Source organism: Hymenobacter translucens (assembly GCF_020685205.1).
In the GTDB taxonomy this organism is placed as follows: domain Bacteria; phylum Bacteroidota; class Bacteroidia; order Cytophagales; family Hymenobacteraceae; genus Hymenobacter; species Hymenobacter translucens.
In genome coordinates, this window is the sequence record NZ_JAJERB010000002.1 from 322378 (window position 1) to 341354 (window position 18977).

Annotated in this window: 11 protein-coding genes and 1 tRNA gene; 6 read left to right on the forward strand and 6 right to left on the reverse strand. The window is 61.5% G+C overall.

The genetic code is table 11. The features are described from left to right. Window positions 1–488: 488 nt before the first annotated feature. Both LJY25_RS05130 and LJY25_RS05135 read left to right on the forward strand, forming a co-directional pair. On the forward strand, window positions 489–1418 hold the full coding sequence (locus LJY25_RS05130) for an ABC transporter ATP-binding protein (RefSeq protein ID WP_227607165.1): 930 nt from the start codon (window positions 489–491) through the stop codon (window positions 1416–1418). Then, a complete protein-coding gene (locus LJY25_RS05135; RefSeq protein ID WP_227607166.1) occupies window positions 1415–5044 on the forward strand; it encodes an ABC transporter permease/M1 family aminopeptidase in 3630 nt (1209 codons plus the stop codon). The genes LJY25_RS05130 and LJY25_RS05135 overlap by 4 nt, the downstream gene beginning before the upstream one ends. 168 nt (window positions 5045–5212) lie before the next feature. Here the strand turns inward: LJY25_RS05135 and LJY25_RS05140 are convergent. Further along, window positions 5213–5287, reverse strand: a tRNA-Val gene (locus LJY25_RS05140). 388 nt (window positions 5288–5675) lie between these two features. Between LJY25_RS05140 and LJY25_RS05145 the strand changes: the two genes are divergently transcribed. Next, the gene (locus LJY25_RS05145) at window positions 5676–6557 is read left to right on the forward strand and encodes a TerB family tellurite resistance protein (protein ID WP_227607167.1); all 882 of its coding nucleotides are present in this window, start codon (window positions 5676–5678) and stop codon (window positions 6555–6557) included. 490 nt (window positions 6558–7047) lie between these two features. Here LJY25_RS05145 and LJY25_RS05150 read toward each other — a convergent pair whose 3' ends face one another. Beyond that, window positions 7048–8178, reverse strand: a complete 1131-nt coding sequence (locus LJY25_RS05150; protein ID WP_227607168.1) for a mechanosensitive ion channel family protein — start codon at window positions 8176–8178, stop codon at window positions 7048–7050. 184 nt (window positions 8179–8362) lie between these two features. Between LJY25_RS05150 and LJY25_RS05155 the strand changes: the two genes are divergently transcribed. Further along, entirely contained in the window at window positions 8363–9553 is a 1191-nt protein-coding gene (locus tag LJY25_RS05155) for a CHASE2 domain-containing protein (RefSeq protein ID WP_227607169.1), read from the forward strand. A gap of 5 nt (window positions 9554–9558) precedes the next feature. Then, a complete protein-coding gene (locus LJY25_RS05160; protein WP_227607170.1) occupies window positions 9559–10479 on the forward strand; it encodes a hypothetical protein in 921 nt (306 codons plus the stop codon). Window positions 10480–10524: 45 nt separating this feature from the next. Here the strand turns inward: LJY25_RS05160 and LJY25_RS05165 are convergent, their stop codons facing one another. From LJY25_RS05165 to LJY25_RS05175, 3 genes are all read right to left on the reverse strand, one after another. Continuing rightward, complete coding sequence (locus LJY25_RS05165) at window positions 10525–11100, reverse strand: GNAT family N-acetyltransferase (RefSeq protein WP_227607171.1); 576 nt, start codon at window positions 11098–11100, stop codon at window positions 10525–10527. Between the two features lie 198 nt (window positions 11101–11298). Further along, a complete protein-coding gene (locus tag LJY25_RS05170; protein WP_227607172.1) occupies window positions 11299–15483 on the reverse strand; it encodes a CHAT domain-containing protein in 4185 nt (1394 codons plus the stop codon). 191 nt (window positions 15484–15674) lie between these two features. Then, window positions 15675–16901, reverse strand: a complete 1227-nt coding sequence (locus tag LJY25_RS05175; protein ID WP_227607173.1) for a Glu/Leu/Phe/Val dehydrogenase dimerization domain-containing protein — start codon at window positions 16899–16901, stop codon at window positions 15675–15677. Between the two features lie 275 nt (window positions 16902–17176). On the opposite strand from LJY25_RS05175, the gene LJY25_RS05180 reads away from it, so the two are divergent. Continuing rightward, the gene (locus LJY25_RS05180) at window positions 17177–17431 is read left to right on the forward strand and encodes an ArsR/SmtB family transcription factor (protein WP_227607174.1); all 255 of its coding nucleotides are present in this window, start codon (window positions 17177–17179) and stop codon (window positions 17429–17431) included. A gap of 249 nt (window positions 17432–17680) precedes the next feature. Here the strand turns inward: LJY25_RS05180 and hemA are convergent, their stop codons facing one another. Next, window positions 17681–18952 (reverse strand): glutamyl-tRNA reductase, encoded by a 1272-nt coding sequence (gene hemA / locus LJY25_RS05185; protein ID WP_227607175.1) that lies wholly within the window; start codon window positions 18950–18952, stop codon window positions 17681–17683. Window positions 18953–18977 lie beyond the last annotated feature (25 nt).

An 18977-nucleotide genomic window follows, 5' to 3' on the forward strand; every position in this document is an offset into this window, starting at 1 on the left:
ATGACTGCCAGCCGGAGCCAGTAGGCTTTTCTGTTTCGCTTGCCGGGGTACTGGGTTAGCAGATGGAAATGACTGTAGAAAACGTACAGGCAGGTCGCTATAAACCCCACGGTTGTAGTACGCCAGTGCGCATCGTTATCCCCCTTCAGCTGTAAGACTGCCAGCAAGGTGAACAGGACCCAAACCGATAGGTGAATCAGCCAGAAGATTCTTTTGACGCGCTCCATAGCACAAAGGTGGGTTTTCCTGTCATCCCCCGGTTGCCTGCTCGACCAGGTGTCAATCCTGCTCTACGAGAGGTGAAAAAGAGCCGGCACTTGGTTCGGCAGCGGCAAAGTGCCGGCTGGTCGATTATTTCCCGCATCAGCATATCCCGTTTCGCTTTCCCGGCCGGCCGCAATTGCTTCGTGCTGAAACAGAGAAACCCGCTTCGACCACGGGGCAAGCTTCCTCTGATTAAACGAACAACCGCAGCAACTCCGATAAAAATGAGAAATCACCCGTTGGGTCTCTCCATCCGCAAGGTCTTTAAACAGTATGCGAACGGCGTGCAGGCGCTGCATAATGTGTCGCTGGACATTCCGCCGGGCATGTTTGGGCTGCTGGGCCCGAATGGCGCGGGTAAGTCAACCCTTATGCGCACGCTCGCCACGCTGCAGGAGCCCGATGAAGGGCAGCTGTTTTTAGGCGACATCGACATAGTCAAGCAGAAAGAGGCGGTACGTCAGACGCTGGGCTACCTGCCCCAGGAGTTCGGCGTGTACCCCAAAGCCAGCGCCGAAGAGCTGCTCGACTACTTCGCGGTGCTGAAAGGAATTACCAACCGGGCAGTGCGCAAAGACACCACCGAGGCCCTGCTGCGGCAAACCAACCTCTGGGACAAGCGCAGGCAGAAGCTGGGCGGCTTTTCGGGGGGTATGAAGCAGCGCTTTGGCGTAGCGGTGGCCTTGCTGGGTAACCCGCAGCTGCTGATCGTCGATGAGCCCACGGCGGGCCTGGACCCGGCCGAGCGGGTGCGCTTCCTGAATCTGCTCAGCGAACTGGGGGAAAGCAGCGTGGTCATTCTTTCCACGCACATCGTGGCGGATGTGGCGGAGCTGTGCACCAGCATGGCCATCATCGACAAGGGCCAGATCCTGCTCGAAGCCCGGCCCCTGGAGGCCGTGGCGGCGCTGAAAGGCCGCATCTGGCGCAAGCTGACCGATAAAGCCGCTCTGCCGGTGATGGACCAGGAACACCGGATAATTTCCGCCAAGCTCTTGAGCGGGCGCACCATGGTGCACGTGTACAGCCCGGATAGGCCCGGCAACGGGTTTGAGCCCGTCAACCCGGACCTGGAAGATGTCTATTTCAGTGCCCTGACGGGCTGCTTCGGCCCGGTTAGCCAGCAACTGCGGGCGGAGGGCATCGCGCTATGAAGTTCCAACGGATTTTCGCGCTGGAATTCAGCTACCAGCTTCGTCGGCCCGCTACCTGGCTTTACTTCGGGGTCATCCTGCTCATCACGTTTCTCGTAGTCATTGCCAACTATGCCTCTGATGCGCGGGACGGGTATATAGTACTGAATGCGCCGATCGTCATGGCCGCCGTCACCGTTATCTGCTGTGTGTTTTGGCTGGTAATCGGTGCCTCCGTGGCGGGCGAGGCGGCGGCCCGCGACGTGCAGACCCGCATGCATTTGCTTACCTACGCGGCTCCCGCCAGCAAAGCGGCTTACCTGGGCGGGCGGTACCTGGCCGCCTTGGCCCTAAGTGCGCTTCAGCTGCTCGCCATCCCGGTGGGTATGCTGCTGGCCATGCACTTTGCCGGGGTAGAAGCCGAGATTCTGGGTCCGTTCCGGGTGGCCCCCTACCTGACTACCTTCTGCTTTATCGCGCTGCCCAACGCATTTTTTGCCACGGCCATGCAGTTTTCGGCGGCAGCGCTCAGCCGCCGGGCCCTGGCCAGTTATCTGGTCGGCGCGGCCTTGTTCGCGGCGTCCTACACGATCTGGCCGCTGCTGGAAAAAGGGGGAGAATGGGGCAATTTAGCCGACCCGATGAGTTTTGGCCCGGTGCTGAGCCATCTGTCCATTGACTGGAGCCCACAGGAGAAAAACACGCGTTTTCTGCTGCTGGAGGGCTCGTTTCTCGTTAACCGCCTGCTGTGGTTCGGGATTTCGCTCGGCCTGCTCGCGTTTACTTACTTCCGGTTTCAGTTTGTATTACCCGGAGCCGGCCAGAAACAGCCACCGGGTAAACCGCAACCCGCCGCGGTGGCGGCCTGGGAGACGCTGAACTGGGGAACTGCAGAAGCGCTGCCGTCGGCCAGCGGAACGTATGGCTGGGTTACCCAACTGCGCCAGTTGCGCCTCATCACCTGGGAATCCTTTCGACAACTGGCCAAAAGCAAGGCCGGGCTGCCTCTGCTGGCTGTCCTGGCCCTGCTGGTGGGAGCCACGGTGCCCGGCAACCTGAAGGGCCGTGGTGTGCCGTTGCTGCCCCGTACCGACTTTGTCCTGGAGTATCTGACCGGGCCCCTGGCGCAGCCGGAGCGTTTCTGGCTACTCATTGCCCTGCTCACCATTTTCTACGCCGGCGAGCTGGTCTGGCGGGAACGGGAAGCGGGTTTAAGCGAAATTGCCAATGCGGCGCCCGTGCCCGAATGGGTGCTTTTCCTGAGCCGGTTTCTGGCGCTGGGCCTGGTGCTGGTGGTATGGCTGTTCTTCCTGATGGCGGCCGGAACAGGGGCGCAGATGGCCATCGGTGGCGCTGCTCCTGAACTCGGGCTGTACCTGCAAACCATCTTCGGACTGCAGCTGGTGGATTGCCTGCTTTTTGCCCTGCTCGCCCTGTTGGTGCATGTGCTGGTCAATCAGAAATTTGTTGGGCATCTGGTGGCGCTGGTAGCCTATGGCTGCATCGCCTTTGCTTCTACTTTAGGCATCGAGCACAAGCTGCTCATCTTTGGCGCCAGTCCGCCCTGGACCTATACCGACATGGCTGGCTTCGGGCCCACGCTGGCGCCCTGGCTGTGGTTTAAGGCGTACTGGGCGGCCTGGGCGCTGTTGCTGGCCGTCGTAACCCGGCTGTTCTGGGTCCGGGGACGGGAGGGTAGCTTTGCCTCGCGGCTCCAGCTAGCCCGCCGGCGCTTTACGCGTTCCAGCGTCCTGGTTTCGGCAGTGGCAGTGGCCGGTATCGTTTTGTCGGGCGGCTTCATCTTCTACAATACCAATGTGCTGCATGCGTACCGCAGCTCCGCTGACTCTACGGCGCAGCGCGCAGCCTATGAGCAGCGCTACCGTCGGTACCTGAACGTAGCCCAGCCCCTGCTGACCGGGGTAAGCCTGCAGGTAGAGCTATATCCGAAGCAGCGGACGGTAGAGATACAAGGCGCTTACCTGCTGGTAAACAAGAGTCAGGTTTCCATTGACTCGGTTCATCTGGCCACGGGCGCGGGCGTCGAAACAACGGCAGTCAGCTTCAGCCAGCCAGCCAAAGCAGTGCTTGTGGATGAGGAACAGGGCCACCGCATTTACACCCTGGCGCAGCCCCTTTCACCCGGCGACTCGGTGCGCCTTCGCTTTCAGGTAAGGTACCAAGCGCAGGGCTTCTCCAACAGCGGGGCCGATGCACAAGTGACGGAAAAGAGCACCAGCTTCCGAAATATGGAATGGCTTCCCGTTATCGGGTATCTGCCCTACCGGGAGCTTGATGAGGCCGGTGCCCGCAAAGAGCATGGCTTACCAGCCCGGCCCGCCACGTACTCACTTTACGATGTGGCTGCCCGCCGGTACGCCCCGTTTCCCGAGCAAATCCACTTTGAGGCCACAGTAGGCACGGATGCGGGCCAGATGGTGGTAGCGCCGGGCACCCTGCGCCGGACCTGGACCAAAGCAAGCCGCCGCTACTGCCATTATACCACAGATGCCCCCATCCGCAATGAATACGCTTTTTTCTCGGCTACCTACGCGGTGCAGGAAGGGAAATGGCAAAGCTCATCGGCTAACCCCAGGCAGGACGTTGCCATCCAGATTTACTATCCCCCGGGGATGACGGAGAACCCGGCGCGCATGGTCCGGAGCGCCCAGGCTTCACTGGACCACTACACCCGGCAGTTTGGGCCTTACCCGCACCGGCAGCTTCGGTTCGTGGCCCATCCCAGCTACGCCTTCGGCCACCATGCCGCGCCCATCAACATCACGGCGGAGGAGGGCTTTTTTCTTCTGAATCCGAAGGCTGATGAGCGGGGCTTCGACCTGGTGACGGCTGTGGTAGCGCACGAGGTAGCGCACCAGTGGTGGGGCAATCAGCTCAAGCAAGCCTATGTAGAAGGCGCCGGCCTGATTACCGAAAGCCTGGCTTGGTACTCGGCTATGGGCGTTTTGGAAGACGCATACGGTGCTGAGCATCTCCGGGCGCTGCTGAGCTTCCTGCGGGAAGAAAACGAAGCCCCGCGCACCCGGGCCGCCAAGCCGCTGCTGCAGGCCGACGACTTCTACCAGAACTACCGCAAAGGCCCCTTCGCCCTGTACGCGCTAAGTCAGTACGTGGGCCGGGACCGCGTAAACGGGGCACTCCGGAATCTGCTGGCCAATCACCGCCCCGGGACTGTGTCTTTGCCTACTTCGCTGGATCTCTACCGGGAGCTGCGGGCGGTAACTCCGGACTCGCTCCAACCCTTGGTGCACGACCTGTTCGCGGCCAACACTTTCTGGGAGCTGGAAACGGAAGCCGCTACCGCCAAACCAACCAAAGGAGGCAACTGGCAGGTGACGATTACCCTGCAGGCAAAAAAGCTGGTCGTGGATAGTGCGGGCACCGAGACGAAACTACCGATGCGGGATTGGGTGGAAATCGGTGTGTTTGCACCCGCTGCGGAGGGCCGGCGGGCAGGCAAGCCGCTGTACCTGCGAAAGCATCTGATCAAATCCGGTAAGCAGACGCTGGTGCTGACAGTCCCCGCCCGGCCCGCTAACGCTGGTATTGACCCCCGCCAGTTGCTGACCGACTGGAAAACAGAGGGTAATTACGAAGAGGTAAAGTTTGAAAACCGGCCTCTGTGATGGTGGGTCTGCGCCCCATGCGCTGGAAAAAAGATCCTAGCGACCGGTACCAGTACTTGCCTGATCCAGAGGTATCCCGGGGAAGCGCAGGAGAAAGGAAAGCCAGCGGGTAAGCTCTAAAGCAAAACAGCCACTCAGATTTGCATCTAAGTGGCTGTTTTTCACTAGTGGGAGATACTGGGTTCGAACCAGTGACCCTCTGCTTGTAAGGCAGATGCTCTGAACCAGCTGAGCTAATCTCCCATTGTTCCCGGCGGTTGTGTTCCGTTTGGGATGGCAAATATGGCAGGTGATTTCGGAATACCCAAAAAAAAGTGCGTGTCGAGCTGAAGTTTTTTTTCAATAAAGCTGATTCAGTACCTAACCGTTTCAGTGCCAGAAAATTTCGTTTCGGCGCCGGAGGATAATTTTTTGGGGCGGGCCGAGAAAAGCATGGTTTGGGAGCCAGGCCCGTGCGACCAGCCAAGTGGTGAAGGGGCTCGGCGCCCAGGCAAACCCAGTTTCAAGCAGAGGCAGTGCGGCCCGGCAGCCGGACGGATGCACACTAACATTTCTCTATATCTCGCGTTAACGTCAACTCAACCCCACAACCTCTACCCAAAACCCCTTCCCAATGGCTGATACCCAACTTTTGCAAAACTATTCTGAGCAGGAAAAGACCGCTTACCTGAGCGTAATTGCTAGCCTGGCCTCCGCCGACCGCGAAGCTTCGGCCGCCGAAGTAGAGTTCCTGCAGCAGCTGGCCCAGACCGCTGGCCTGTCGGCCGGCTCGGCCCAGCAGGTAGTACGCGCCGCCCAGGACTCCACCAACCAGACGGTGCAGCAGAACCTGGATGTGCTGCGTGGCAGCGACCTGCGCTACTCGCTCGTAACCGACCTGATCAGCTTTGCCCGCGCCGATGGCGCCTATTCCAACGACGAGGAGTCGATGGTCAACAAGATTTCCGAGTACCTGGGCATCAATCAGCAGCAGAAGCAAGCTTTGGAAAGCGTGGTCGACCAGGCCGCTGCCGTGCCGCACGATGCCAATGACCCTTCCAAGGAAGGCTTTCTGAGCAGCATTGGCAGCAAGCTTGACAACGTAGGCATTCCCAAGGGTGCCCTGATGACCGGTCTGCTGGGCATCGTCGCTCCCATGGTGATTGGCCGCATGATGGGTGGCCGCGGCGGCATGGGCGGCATGGGTGGCGGTATGATGGGCAGCAGCATGGGCGGCCTGCTGGGCGGCGCCATGGGCGGCGGTGGCTCGATGGGCGGCCTGCTCGGCGGTCTGCTCGGTGGCGGCCTGCTCGGCAGCGCGATGGGCGGTGGCGGCGGGGGCTACCCGCAGCAGGGCTCCCACATTGGTGGTGGCGGCCTGGGCTCCCTCACGTCGATCCTGGGCGGCCTCGGCGGTCGGCCGAACTCGGCACCGCGCAGCGCCGGCGGCGGTGGCCTGGGCAGCCTGCTTGGCGGCCTGGGTGGCGGTGGCTCGATGGGCGGCCTGCTCGGCGGTCTGCTCGGCGGACGCTAAGCTCCCACTGGAAAAGATAAACACCGGCAAGGCCGGCTGCCCTCTCGGAGCAGCCGGCCTTTTTGCGTAAATCCTGAAAGTGGTCAGCAGCACTCAGGCCGCTGGCATCGTGGAAGCCCGTATCCACAGTCAGCAGATCCGATGGGGCCGGGAGCGGTTTGCGGAAGCCTCGGCCGGCAACTACAGCCGTAGCTGCACCGGCAGCCGGATTTTCTCGGTATCGAAACGGCCAGCAACTACTACGACTCGAGCAAGCTGGCCACGCTTCGCAACCTTTACCACCACGGCATCGGCACGGTGCGGTAGCCAACTTTACCGGTAAAGGTCATGCCTGATCTGGCGTCCGCTTGTCGAAGCAGCCCTACCGCTTCGTTGGATTACTACCCAACGCTGCATGCGAGATGCCTCGGTAAGCTCGGAATGACGAACTACCGGAGTAAAAACCAGTTTTCTCATGACGGTTAGCACAGCTTACCGGCCCATCACCGGGTCAGCCGGGGCCCGACTCCAGCCCCCGCAGCGGATTTGTAATCTGCACAACCGTGGTGCCCACGCTGGCAAACGTGCCGCCCTGGTGCTCCACCGTTTCCACGAGGCGGTAGTTCACGTCCTCTTTCACGTTCAGATACTCGTCGTAGTTGGTGGTTTCGACAAAGTACTGCACCGTAATTTCCTTGGCGGCGGGCGTTAGGGCCGAGAACTTGATCTGCACCTCGGGCGTGGTCAGCGGGTGCTCCTGGATCAGCTGCTGGGCTTCGGCCACGATGCGGCGCAGCTGCTCACTGGTGGTGGTATGGCTCAGGGCTAACGTAAAGCTCACTCGCCGCGCCGTGCGCAGCGAAAGGTTGTCGAGCGGCTTATCGATCATGGAGCGGTTGGGCACCGTCACGAAGCTTTTCTCGGCCGTGCGCAGCCGGGTGCTCCGGAAGCCCACCTTTTCCACCGTGCCCGACACGCCGCCTACCTCGACCAGGTCGCCCACGGCGAAGGGCTGGTCGAGGAAGATGGTGAACGAGGCAATCAGGTTTTCGAGGGTTTCCTTGGCGGCAAAGGCCACGGCCAGGCCGCCGATGCCCAGGCCGCCAATCAGCGCCGTCACGTTCACGCCAAACACCTTGCCCAGGATAACGAGAAAGGCCGCGATGTAAATAAACGCCTTGAGCAGGTCTTTGGCGAAAGGCAGGAGCTGGGAGGTAAGCCGGGAGGGCTGGGTTTCGGCGCGGCGGCGGAAGACGAGCGTGGCAAAGTCGACCAGGCGGGCGGCCACCCAGGCCGTGGCGCTGATAACGCCGATCTGGTAGATACGGAATGCCAGCAGCTTCGGCCAGGGCTCGTCGCCGGCCAGTTCGGAGTTGCGCACGGGGTAGTCGAGCACCTGGAAGGCCAGGAAGATGGTAATCAGGAACACCAGCACGCCCAGCGGCTTCACCAGCAGCGCCTCAAACTGAGCCTCGCTTACGCCCTCGGTCTTCTCACCGATAAACTTAAACAGCAGGTGGGACAACAGCCGGGAAAGCAGGGTCTTGAAGCCGTAGCCCAGCAGCAGAATCAGGGCGCAGGTAAGGTAGGCCAGCACGTCGTTGCCGAGAAAGCGCTGGTGCAGAAACTCGTTGAAAGTCATTGGAGAAGCATAATGAAATAGGCCCGGTCATCGCCGCGGCGTGGAAGCCGGCGGGCAACAATACGGGGCAAACCTACGGCAATTCTCTGTCAGCCGGGCGGGCTTTGGCGTTGACAGCAGTAGCGGCTGGCAATGTCAATCCAACGCTTATATTTAGCAACCCCTCTGTCTCAGCCCGGCGCCCGTGTTTCGCAAAGACTACTTCCTCTGCACGGCCTTTGTCTTTGCCTTTATCGGGCTGGTGTCGGTGTTGCCCATCCGGTTCGACTTTCTGAACCCAATGGAGGAGGCGCTGTCCGACTTCGAGGTCACCGATATCATCTTTTCCCGTCTGCGCCAGGAAACCACCGCCGATACCAGCATCGTGCTGGTCAACATCGGGGTGCTCGACCGCGCCGGCATTGCCGCCCAGCTCGACCGCATCAACGCCGACGGGCCGCTGGTGGTTGGCATCGACGCGTTTTTCTGGAACCGGAAAGACCCTGTGGGCGACAGTCTGCTGGCCGCAGCACTGGCCCGCACGCCCCGGCTGGTGCTGGTAAGCAAGATTGAAGGCAGTCCGGCCGGCCCCTTCGACCACCTGCGCCGGTCCCACCCAATGTTCAGCCGGCCAGCCACCACGGGCTTTGCCAACCTGATTTCCGAGGGCGTCGACAAGTTCCGGACGTCGCGCTCGTTCAGCCCCCGCGAAAAGCTGGCTGACAGCACCTGGCTGGCGTTTCCGCTGGCCCTGGCCCGGTTCAGGGATCCGGCCGCGGTGCAGCAGCTGCTCCGCCGCCGCAAGGAGGTGGAGCTGATCAACTTCCGGGGCAACACCGACAAGTTCTACGCCCTCGACGTGGCCGACGTATTCGACCCCAACCTTGGAGTCAGCTTTAAAAACAAGATTGTGCTGATGGGCTACATGGGCCCCGATTTCAGCAAGCCCAGCTGGGAAGACAAGTTTTACACCCCTCTCAACCACAAGTACGCCGGCAAGTCCTACCCCGATATGTTCGGGGTCGTCATTCACGCCAACATCATCTCCATGGTGCTGCACCACGACTACATCGACGAGCTGCCACTCTGGATTTCGGGTTTGCTGGCCGTACTGCTGTGCTACCTGAACATCGTGTTCTTCTTTTTTATCCACGACCACTACCCTCACTGGTATGACACCATCACCAAAACCGTGCAGCTGGTGGAAAGCATTCTGCTCCTGTTCGTGGTGCTCATCGTGTTCCACTACTGGCGCTTCCGCATCGACCTCACCCTGGGTCTTATTGCCCTGTTACTCAGCAGCGACCTGCTGGAAGTCTACACCGAAACCGGACGCAATCTGTATAGCAAAGCGCGGGATAAGTATATATATTTAGTGAAAAGATACAAGCCATGAACACGATGAAGCTACCGTTGTTGAGCACCCTGCTGATGTGGGCGGGCCTGCTCCAGGCCCAGGATTTTCGCGTGCTGGCCGTGCGCGGCCCCGTGGAAGTCGTGCAGGGAGAAAGCCACACCGGTACCGGTCCGGGCCGCAGCCTGTCGGTAAGCCAGACGCTGGAGCTTGGCCCCGGCAGCTATATCGGGCTGCTGCACCAGTCGGGCGCCACGCTGGAGCTGAAGGCCCCCGGCAAGTATGCCCTGGCGGATCTGGCCCGCACGGCTCTGAAGCAGAACAAGCAGACGCTGAGCAGCCGCTACGCCAACTACGTGCTCGAGGAAATTACCAAAACCGACAAGGGCCGCACCAGCGCCGAGCGCAACCGCAACTACCGCCAGTACATGGCCGTGACCGGCTCCGTGGAGCGCGGCACCGCCGACAACGCCGCCATTCGTCTGCTTACGCCCCTGCAAACCAGCGTGCTGGGCCAGCAGCCCGTGTCGGTGAGTTGGGTGCCCGTACCCGGGGCCGGCACCTACACCGTTACGCTCACCAACCGCTACGACGAGGTAGTCTCAACGCTCGAAGCACCCAAATCGGAAATCGCGGTGCCGCTGAAAAGCCTGCCCGGCAAGGGGGAGCAGGTGTACTTCCTGACGGTACGCGCGAAAAACAAGCCTACGCTGTATTCTGCTCCGCTGCTGCTGAAAGTAGTGCCTGAGGCCGAGGCCCAGACGATGCAGCAGGAGCTGGCCCAGCTCCATACCGGCGCCGAGGAAAGCCGGGCCCTCAATGCCCTGGTCGAAGCCACCTACCTCGAAGAGCATCAGCTTTACCTCGATGCCCTGCTTGCCTACCAGCAGGCCGTGCGGCTGGAGCCGGAAGTAACGGAGTATCAGACGCTGCTGAAGCAGTACCGGCAGCGGGTTGGGCTGGAATAGTGGGGGTGTTTGGGTAACTGGCCTTCCGTTAAGGATATCGGGTAGCTAGGTCTGCCCTTCCCGGGAAGCGGCTGCTGTGGAGCAAAGCCGGCCATAGTATATCAGGTCAACCAAAAGGCCCGCTGTGGTCTTATAGTCGCAGCGAATGATGCCCTCAACCTGAAAACCGGCCCGCTCGGCGACGCGCCGGGCCGCAACGTTGCTTTCGTGCGTGCGCAGAAAGAGCTTTTCAAACTGAAAGTGCGCAAAGCAATAATCACAGAACACCTGAAAGGCCCGGGTCGCCACGCCGTGGCCGGCCAGATCCGCATCCATATAGCAGCCTACCTCGGCCTTGGGGATATTCCAGTCGATGTTCTTCAAATCGAGGAAGCCCACCAGGCGGTTGGCCTTGTCGTCGACAATGAGATAGGGCAGGTAGGAGCGCGCCTCAACACGCCGGGTGATATCGGCCAGAAACTCCCGGGTGTCGGCCAGGGTTCGGGTCCGGGATACGGTGCCAGTGAAAAACTGCTCCAGGCGGGCCCGGTTCCGGTCAACGAGCTTAAAGTAGGGCTCTAAATCAGCTTCCACCAACGGGCGAATGGCGTAGTGGTCGAAGCTCAGGGAGGAAACAGCCATTGGCACAATAAGGCAGTGGGGACGGGTTTTCTTCAGGTAAGCAAGTTTAATATACCGCCTAAACCGGCTCACAATGTACACTTGGGTACGGAGCAGAGAATTACCGAGTCGGTAGCAGGTTCCTGTAGAACCTGCGGGCTCCTCGGTGTCCTCAGCAGGCATCCACGCTCCGGGTCCTGTCCTCACAGTCTTTCCTTCTCACTCCGTGCCCATCATCACAAACGCGCCCCAGTACAGCGGCTCGGGGTACTGTTTTCGCAGCTCCTGCTTGGCCTTGATAAACGCCTGGCGCTGGTTGCCGGTCTGCATCCAGCGCTGGTAAAATAGGCTCATCAGCTGCCGGGTAGCCTCGTCCGATACCTTGAACAGGCTCATCACCACCGACCGCGCCCCGGCCACCTGAAACGCCCGCTGCAGCCCGTACACGCCTTCGCCCACCTGAAGCTTGCCCAGACCGGTTTCGCAGGCGCTAAGCACCACCAGATCCGTCTTGTCGAGCTGCAGGTTTAAAACTTCCAGCGCGGTCAGGATGCCTTCTCGGCTGTTGAGGTAGCGCTGGGTGCTGTCACCGAGGATGTCGCCGGCGTCGGAGAACAGCAGGCCGGAGCGAAGCAGGGGACTTTCGGTGGCTTTGTTCTGGTCGATGCCCCCGGTGCCGGCCAGGGTGGTGGAAGCATCATGGCCCTCATCCAGGAAGAAGCCGTGGGTAGCCAGGTGCAGCACACCAGGGCTTTGCACTTTCTTGACGGCTGCTTCGGTGGCGGCCTTTTGCAGAAAAGCTTCCCGGGCGCACTTGCCACCGGCCAGAGCCGTTTCGATTTCCTCAATCTCCCGGGCCGAGCCGGGCAGGCGACGTAGGGCGGACCCGGTTTTGGGCCTGGCGACGCTGGCGTAAAAAACGGGGTCACCAAACAGCATGGCCGTGGTGGGCCGGTGGCTGGGCGGCGGGGTGCGGCGACCGGCGGGGGCCGGGCCGGCCAGCAGGTCGCGGGTGCTGCTCACCAGCACCGTCTGGTCGGTGTCGAGCAGGTAGCGCCCGGGCCCGGTCTGCAGCGTTTCAGGGTTGAGCTGGTGAAACACGCCGTCGGCCGATACATATACCGTGCTGCCGTCGGGGATGTGCTTTTTGAGCGGGGCCCAGTACTGCTGATAGGATTCGGGGTCATCGAGCAGAAACCGGGTGCTGTTGCGGTAGTTGCTCAGGTAGCGGCCCTCGAGCTGGCGGCCGTTGCGCCACAGCACCAGCTCCGGGGCCCGCTTCGTCCGGCCCGACACGAGCAGGGCCGCGTAAAGCACGGAATCAGTAAACTGGGTGGTGAACAGGCGGAAGCGGATGATTTCGACGGCGTACTCGGTTTTGCTTAGCCGGGCTTTCACATCCTGCCAGGAATACTGCTGCTTTTCATTGATCTGCCGGAAGCCCTCGGCCCGCTCAACCAGCTGCCGCTCCAGGGCCTCGGCGTCCTGTTCCATCTTCGTCAGGCTGATGCCTGCTGCCTGCTGGGCCTCGGCGCTGTAGCCCAGGGCGGCTACGAGCTGCTCCCGCTGCCGCAGCCAACGTGCGTACTGGGCCCGGAGCGCCGTGTCGGGGCTGCTCAGGATGCGCTGCCGCACTTTGGTCGAGGCGCTGAGCAGAATAGCCTTGGTTGCCAGGCGCATATCATAGGCCTTGGCCAGCAGCTCCGGGCGCTTTTCGCCATACTGCACGGCCAGGGTATTGTAGAACTCGAAGTCGGGCCGGATCAGCGCCCAGAGCTGGCTTTTCTGCCGCTCCGACATAGCCGGGAAGCAGGTGCGGATGTAGGTCAGGTGCAGCCCGGTCGCCTGGTCGAGCACGTCGGCGGCCTTGGCGTATTTGCCTTCGATGTAGTGGATTTGGCCGATGCGGCTAAGCACCACGGCGTACTGCGGGTGCCGCTCACTAACTACCTTCTGGTACATGGTCAGGGCGCGCTGGTAGTCTTTTAGGGCCTGGGGATAGTTTTTCTGCCGACGGCGCAAATCCCCGGTCAGCAGGTGCATTTCGGCCGAAGGCAGGTTGTCTTTGCCCAGCTTTTCCTTCCACACCAGGTTGGCAGCCGTCAGCAGGGAATCGGCCGTGCCGAGGCGGTTGCCCGCCAGGCAGAACGTAGCCAGACACTGCAGAGCTTTGGCATACGCCGGGTGCTGCCGGCCCAGCGCAGTGCCGTAGATGCCAATCGACTGCCGCAGCAAGTGCTCTACCTCGGCCGGGGCGCCCTGCTGATAGTAGTGCACCATAGCCAGGTCCATCAGGGCCGGGGCCAGCTCGATATGGTCGGCCCCGAGCAGCTTGCGGATACGGGCCGCCACCTGCCGGGTCAGCTGCTCCGAGCGGCCGTAGTCGCCCATGGCGGCGTAGACTTTACCCAGCAACAGCTGGCTGCGCAGGTGATGCAGCGAAGTGTCGCCCACGATTCCCAGGCTGATGTCGGCGGCTTTGCGGGCGGCTTTTTCAGCCTGCAGGTAGTCGCCGGTGGCCAGGTAGACGCTGCTCAGCAACTGGTGCGGCCGGATCAGGGACAGGTGCTGGTCGACCCTGTATTTATGGGTACGGGAGCTGATAAGGCTGCGGGTCAGGGCCTCGGCATCGGCGTAGCGCCCGAGGTGCAGATACAGCGCCGCGGTTTCTTCCTGCCCGTCCTGCCCCAGCAGCTGGCCGGCGCTGATCCTGTCAGTCAGGCGGGATGCGCGGTACAGCAGGTGCTGGGCTTCTTCGTAGCGCCCCGTAATCACGTAGAGCCGGGCCTGCACCTGCTGGGCCTGGATGTAGTCGGTGTTGGAGGTACCCTGGTCTTTGCGGATAATCTGCTGGGCCCGGGCCAGCGTGGCCTCGGCCTGCCGGTACTGCCCGGCGTGGAGCTGCAGCCCGGCCAGCTTGCCCAGCTGCTGCCCATAAAGCGGGTGGGCAGCCCCGTAGCGCTGCTCCACAATCGTGGCGGCGGCTTCCAGGTTGCGGGTAGCTCCGGCGTAGTTATCGGTCAGCTGGTCGTAGTAGGCCTGCTGGTTGAGCAGCTCGTAGTACCGCTGCTGCGTCGGAGCCAGCTGGGGCTTTACGATCTGCCCGAAGCTGCGGGCAAAAATCTGCCCTGCCTCTGGTAGGTTGGTTGCCTGGCTGGTATAGAACGAGGCGAGCTCAATCCGGGCGGCGTGGTAAACCGGGGCTTCTGCGCTGAGCTGCTGGGCAAGCAACGTCAGGCCTTCCCGCAGATACTGTTCGGCCAGGGTCAGGCTGTCGAGCTGGCGGTAGCCCCGGTAAAGCCCGAAGGCCAGCTCCGCCTCGTGTTCATCCGGCCAGCCCTGGGCTTTGCTCTGGTGCAGCCACCGCTTCAGTTGCCGGGGCTCCGGGTACCCGGCTTTGCCGGTCGCGCTCAGCTTAAACAAAGCCAGCTGGTTGACATAAAACGGGTGCTGGGCGTGGTACTGGTTGGTGATGTTGGTCAGCAAAGCCAGCTGTTCGGTGGCTTCTTTGCTGTCGTGGGATTGGTAGAGCATTCGAACCAGCTGCCGGCGCATGGCCAGGCTGACCGGGTGCTGCCAGCGGTAGTTTTCGTGCCGGCTGCCGTGCCCCTCCCGGCGCAGCACTTGGTAAAGCAGCTTGGCGGCGGCGGCGTACTGGCGCTGGTCTTCCAGGTGCCGGGCCCGGGCCGCGGCGTAATCGAGGTAAGCCGGGTCCCACTGACTCAGGTTTTTGGTGATGTACTTGCGGGCCAGAGCGAATTCCTGTTCCGCCCTGGTATACAGACCCTGCCGGCTCAGCACATTGGCACGCAGTACTAGGAGCCGGGCCTGCCGGCGCTTTCGCAAAGCCTTTTCCGGCTTGGTCAGCCTGTGCGCGCCCCGCAGCCCCTGCGCGTCGATGCCCCGGGCCAGGGGCTCACCCCGGGCCAGCAGGTTGGGCAGCAAAGCCACTACTTCGTTGTAGTACCCTTGTTCCGTCAGAATACGGGCCTGCAGGGCTCCGGCGGCAAACGCCAGCGTGGGCGGGTTCTGACGCACGGCCAGGCAGCGGGCCACGACCGTGGCGGCCAGCCGGTACTGGTGCATATCCGCGTAAAGCAGGGCGGCTTCGTAGTGGGCCGTGGCATAGCCGGTGCTGTCGGACCCGGCGGCGGGCAGAGGCAGGTCGGTGAGAAACCGTTCGGTGCGGGTGGCCGCTTCGGCAAAGTCACCCTTGAGCCAGGCCAGGCGGGCAGAGGCCAGCGGGTAGCCCGTGGCCGGAGCCTGGCGCTGCCGCTTTTGCAGCTGGGTAGTAGCCGAAGCAATGTCGCCGCTGAGCAGGCTGCGCTCCAGCAGGTCGCTCTGCTGCGCGCGCAGCCCGAAAGCCGTCGTAAGCAAAAGCAGCAGGATAACCGGGAGCCGCATGATATCCAGTTGAAGGTGAAACCCAACGCCGTGCTAGCACCTGTTCAAGATAGTATCGGAATAGTTAAAAAACAAGCCATCAATCCAAAACAGCCGCCCCGTTGCCCAGGCAGGATATGTGCCGGGGCAACGGGGCGGCAAAATCAGGTAGTATAAGCTAAACTGATTAAGAGCCAGTGAATTGGCTGGAGCTAAACCAGCTGGCGGAGGGCCATCTCAAACGACATCTGCGCGATGCCCGTCCGGCTCTGGCTTTGCCGGTAGGTGCGCTCCAGCGCCTGGCCGATTATACGGGAGGTGTCGCTGAATATAGCTTTGTCGGTGATTTCTGCGTTGGTTTCCATCAGGTAGGCAAATACCCGGGCCATGCCGCAGTTGGCAATAAAGTCGGGAATCACCGATACATGCTGGTCGGCGTAGTCGCCGGTGGGGCCGAAGAAGATTTCGGGGTCGGCGAAGGGTACGTTGGCCCCGCAGGAAATAACTTCCAGCCCGTTTTGAATCATCAGTTCGACCTGCTCCCGGGTTACGAGGCGGGAGGCCGCGGCGGGAATAAAGATCTCAGCCCCGGCGGACCACACCTGCCGGTTTACTTCGTCGAAGGAGAGCAGGTTGTCGGCCGCCAGTGAGTTTCCCTGGCGCTCCAGGAACAGCATGCGGATTTCCGCCAGCGAAAATCCCTCCGGCCGGAGCAGCCCCCCGGCCCGGTCGATGATGCCGGTAATAAGGGCGCCCTGGGAAGCCAGGTAATAAGCCGCGGCGGCGCCTACGTTGCCCCAGCCTTGGATGATGGTGCGCTTGCCCTGCACGCTGCCGCCCCAGAGGGTGTAGTAGTGGCGCACGGCCTCAGCCACGCCGTAGCCGGTAATCAGGTCGGCCACGGTGTACTTGCGGCTCAGCTCGGGCGTAAAGGCCGCATCCTCAATCACCTTTACCACGCCCTGGCGCAGCTGGCCCAGCTTCTGGATCTTCTGCGGCTCGGTGGCGCGGTAGTGGCCGTTCACGACACCTTCCTGCGGGTGCCACAGGCCGTACTCCTCGGTGATGGCAATGACTTCGTGAATCTCGTCAACGTTCAGGTCGCCGCCGGTGCCGTAGTAGTTTTTCAGCAGCGGAAACACGGCCCGGTACCAGCGCTCCAGCACGCCGCGCTTGCGGGGGTCCTGGGGGTCGAAGTTGATGCCCGACTTGGCCCCGCCGATGGCCGGGCCCGACACGGTAAACTTCACTTCCATCGTTTTGGCCAGGCTTTCGACCTCGCGCTTGTCGAGCCCTTTGCGCATACGGGTGCCGCCCCCGGCTGCCCCGCCCCGCAGCGAGTTAATCACCACCCAGCCCTCGGCCTCGGTTTCGGCATCTTTCCATTCAAATACAATCTCAGGACGCTTATTCTCGAACGTGGCCAGCAGGTCTTTCATGGGGAGGAGGGTGGGAGGAGGGAAGTTTTGGTCAAAGGTAAGCAGCCCCGCGCAAGGGCCGACGTCTCTTGCTCCCTGGTTTCAAGGGGAACGCAGGACGGTTTCGTTACACGAACATTAAAAATTTTCAATTTTAACCTGGGTGCCAGGAACTTTGCAGACCCGGAATATCGTATAACCGATATTCCCGCATCACCCATTCGACCACTCTTGCACACTATATGAAACCATTGCTCGCTCGCGTTGAATCGCAAAAAGTAGATAAGGCTGCTGCCATGCTGAAAGTACTGGCGCACCCGAAACGTCTGGCCATCGTGGATTTGCTGGGGAAAGGAGATAAGATGACCGTCACGGAAATCTACCGTTCCCTCGATTTGCCGCAAGCCATTGCTTCCCAGCACCTCATTACCCTGAAAGACCGCGGCATTCTGTCGTCGTTCAAGGTGGGTACCAAGATTTACTACTCCCTGTCCATTCCTAAGCTGCTCGACGTGATTGACTCCCTCGAGGAGTGCTGCGAAACGCTGTAAGGGTAGCTGATTAGAAGTCAAAAAGCGAATAAGGACCGCCTTCCGACGGTCCTTTTTTCGTGCCTTCAGTTGAGCGGAAAGGCATCTTTCGGCAAGTCGGAGCGGGCGGGGCGCCCCCATTGGTTCTGGGAAATGTGCAGGAGCTTATAAAGCCGAGAAGCCCCGCCGTATCAATACAGCAGGGCTTCTCGGCTTTATGGGGCCACAAACGCTTCTTCGGGTGCTTCGGCTTCGCCGCGCGCGGGCTGCCTAGGCCGTGGCCGGCTGGTTTTCGAGGTCGAACAGGTCGGTGAGCACGTCAATGAGCTGGTCGGCCTCCCCGCGCTTGCAGGCCGCCTTGAGCTGGAGCACGGGCTGCTTGAGCAGCTTCTGCACCAGAGAGCGGGTGATTTCCTCAACACGCTGGGCTTCCTCGGGGCTCATCTTTTTCTGGAAGCGGTTGATTTCTTCCTGGCGGATCTGCTCCAGGGCGTTTTTCAGCTTCTGAATAGTAGGCGACACCAGCATTTCCTTGGTCCAGTCGTTGAGGCCGGCAATGCTTTCGGCAATGATGGCCCGCACCTGCGGCACGGAAGCCAGTCGGCGCTCAAGGGCCGCCGAGGCCTTGCTTTGAATGGTATCGATGTTGTAGACGAGCACGCCGGGCACCGTTTCGGCCTCTGCCTCAATGCTGCGGGGTACTGACAGGTCGATAAAGAACTTGTAGCTCAGAATATCGAGGTGGGCCAGCATCTCGCGGGTAAAGAAGGGCGTGTCGCGGGCAATCGACGAGATAATCACGTCGGCCTCCTTCATGCCTTCTACCAGGTTTTCGAAGTCGAGCAGGGGCAGGCCGCACTCTTCGGCCAGCAGCTCGGCCTTGGCGCGGGTGCGGTTGCTGAGCTTCACGCTGCTGAAGCCTTTGCTGGTGCTGAAGTGCCGGCATACGTCGGCCCCGATTTCGCCGAGGCCCACCACGAGCACGCGCGGATTGTCGAGGTCGGCGGTCAGTTCCTCGACCAGCTCCAGGGTGGCGTAGGACGTGGAAGCGGCACCGTCTCGGAAGTTGGTTTCCTGCTGGACGCGCTTGTTGGTAAAGAAGATGGAGTGCAGCAGGCGGTGCAGGAAGGGGCCGGCGGCGTCCTGGTCGGCCGACCACTGGTAGGCCGTCTTTACCTGGTTGCTGATCTGCAGGTCGCCCACTACCTGGGCGTCGAGGCCCATGGCTACCTCGAACAGGTGCTGCACGGCTTCGTCGTACGACGCCAGAATGTCGAAGTAGTCGTAGTGCGTGGTGCTGTCGGGCAGGCCCTTGAGCTCGCACAGCGCGGCAATGATGGCCGGGCTTTGGTCGCGGTCGGCGGCGTAGTACACCTCCGTGCGGTTACAGGTGCTGAGCACGAGCAGGTCCGAGAGGGCCAGGTCGTGGTGGAGCGTATGCAGGAAACGGCGGCAGGCGGCTTCATCCAGCGCAATCAGCTCCCGGATGGCCAGGGGCGCTTTCTTGTAGGATAAACTGACTGCCTTGAATGGATGGGGCATAGCAGGTGCTAGTGCGAAACTTGGG

Bases quoted from the DNA above. Each gene is read 5' to 3' on its own strand.
- LJY25_RS05170 (WP_227607172.1), bottom strand. From the start codon at position 15,483: ATGCGGCTCCCGGTTATCCTGCTGCTTTTGCTTACGACGGCTTTCGGG.
- LJY25_RS05165 (WP_227607171.1), bottom strand. From the start codon at position 11,100: ATGGCTGTTTCCTCCCTGAGCTTCGACCACTACGCCATTCGCCCGTTG.
- LJY25_RS05135 (WP_227607166.1), top strand. From the start codon at position 1,415: ATGAAGTTCCAACGGATTTTCGCGCTGGAATTCAGCTACCAGCTTCGT.
- LJY25_RS05180 (WP_227607174.1), top strand. From the start codon at position 17,177: ATGCTGAAAGTACTGGCGCACCCGAAACGTCTGGCCATCGTGGATTTG.
- LJY25_RS05130 (WP_227607165.1), top strand. From the start codon at position 489: ATGAGAAATCACCCGTTGGGTCTCTCCATCCGCAAGGTCTTTAAACAG.
- LJY25_RS05160 (WP_227607170.1), top strand. From the start codon at position 9,559: ATGAAGCTACCGTTGTTGAGCACCCTGCTGATGTGGGCGGGCCTGCTC.
- LJY25_RS05150 (WP_227607168.1), bottom strand. From the start codon at position 8,178: ATGACTTTCAACGAGTTTCTGCACCAGCGCTTTCTCGGCAACGACGTG.
- hemA (WP_227607175.1), bottom strand. From the start codon at position 18,952: ATGCCCCATCCATTCAAGGCAGTCAGTTTATCCTACAAGAAAGCGCCC.
- LJY25_RS05175 (WP_227607173.1), bottom strand. From the start codon at position 16,901: ATGAAAGACCTGCTGGCCACGTTCGAGAATAAGCGTCCTGAGATTGTA.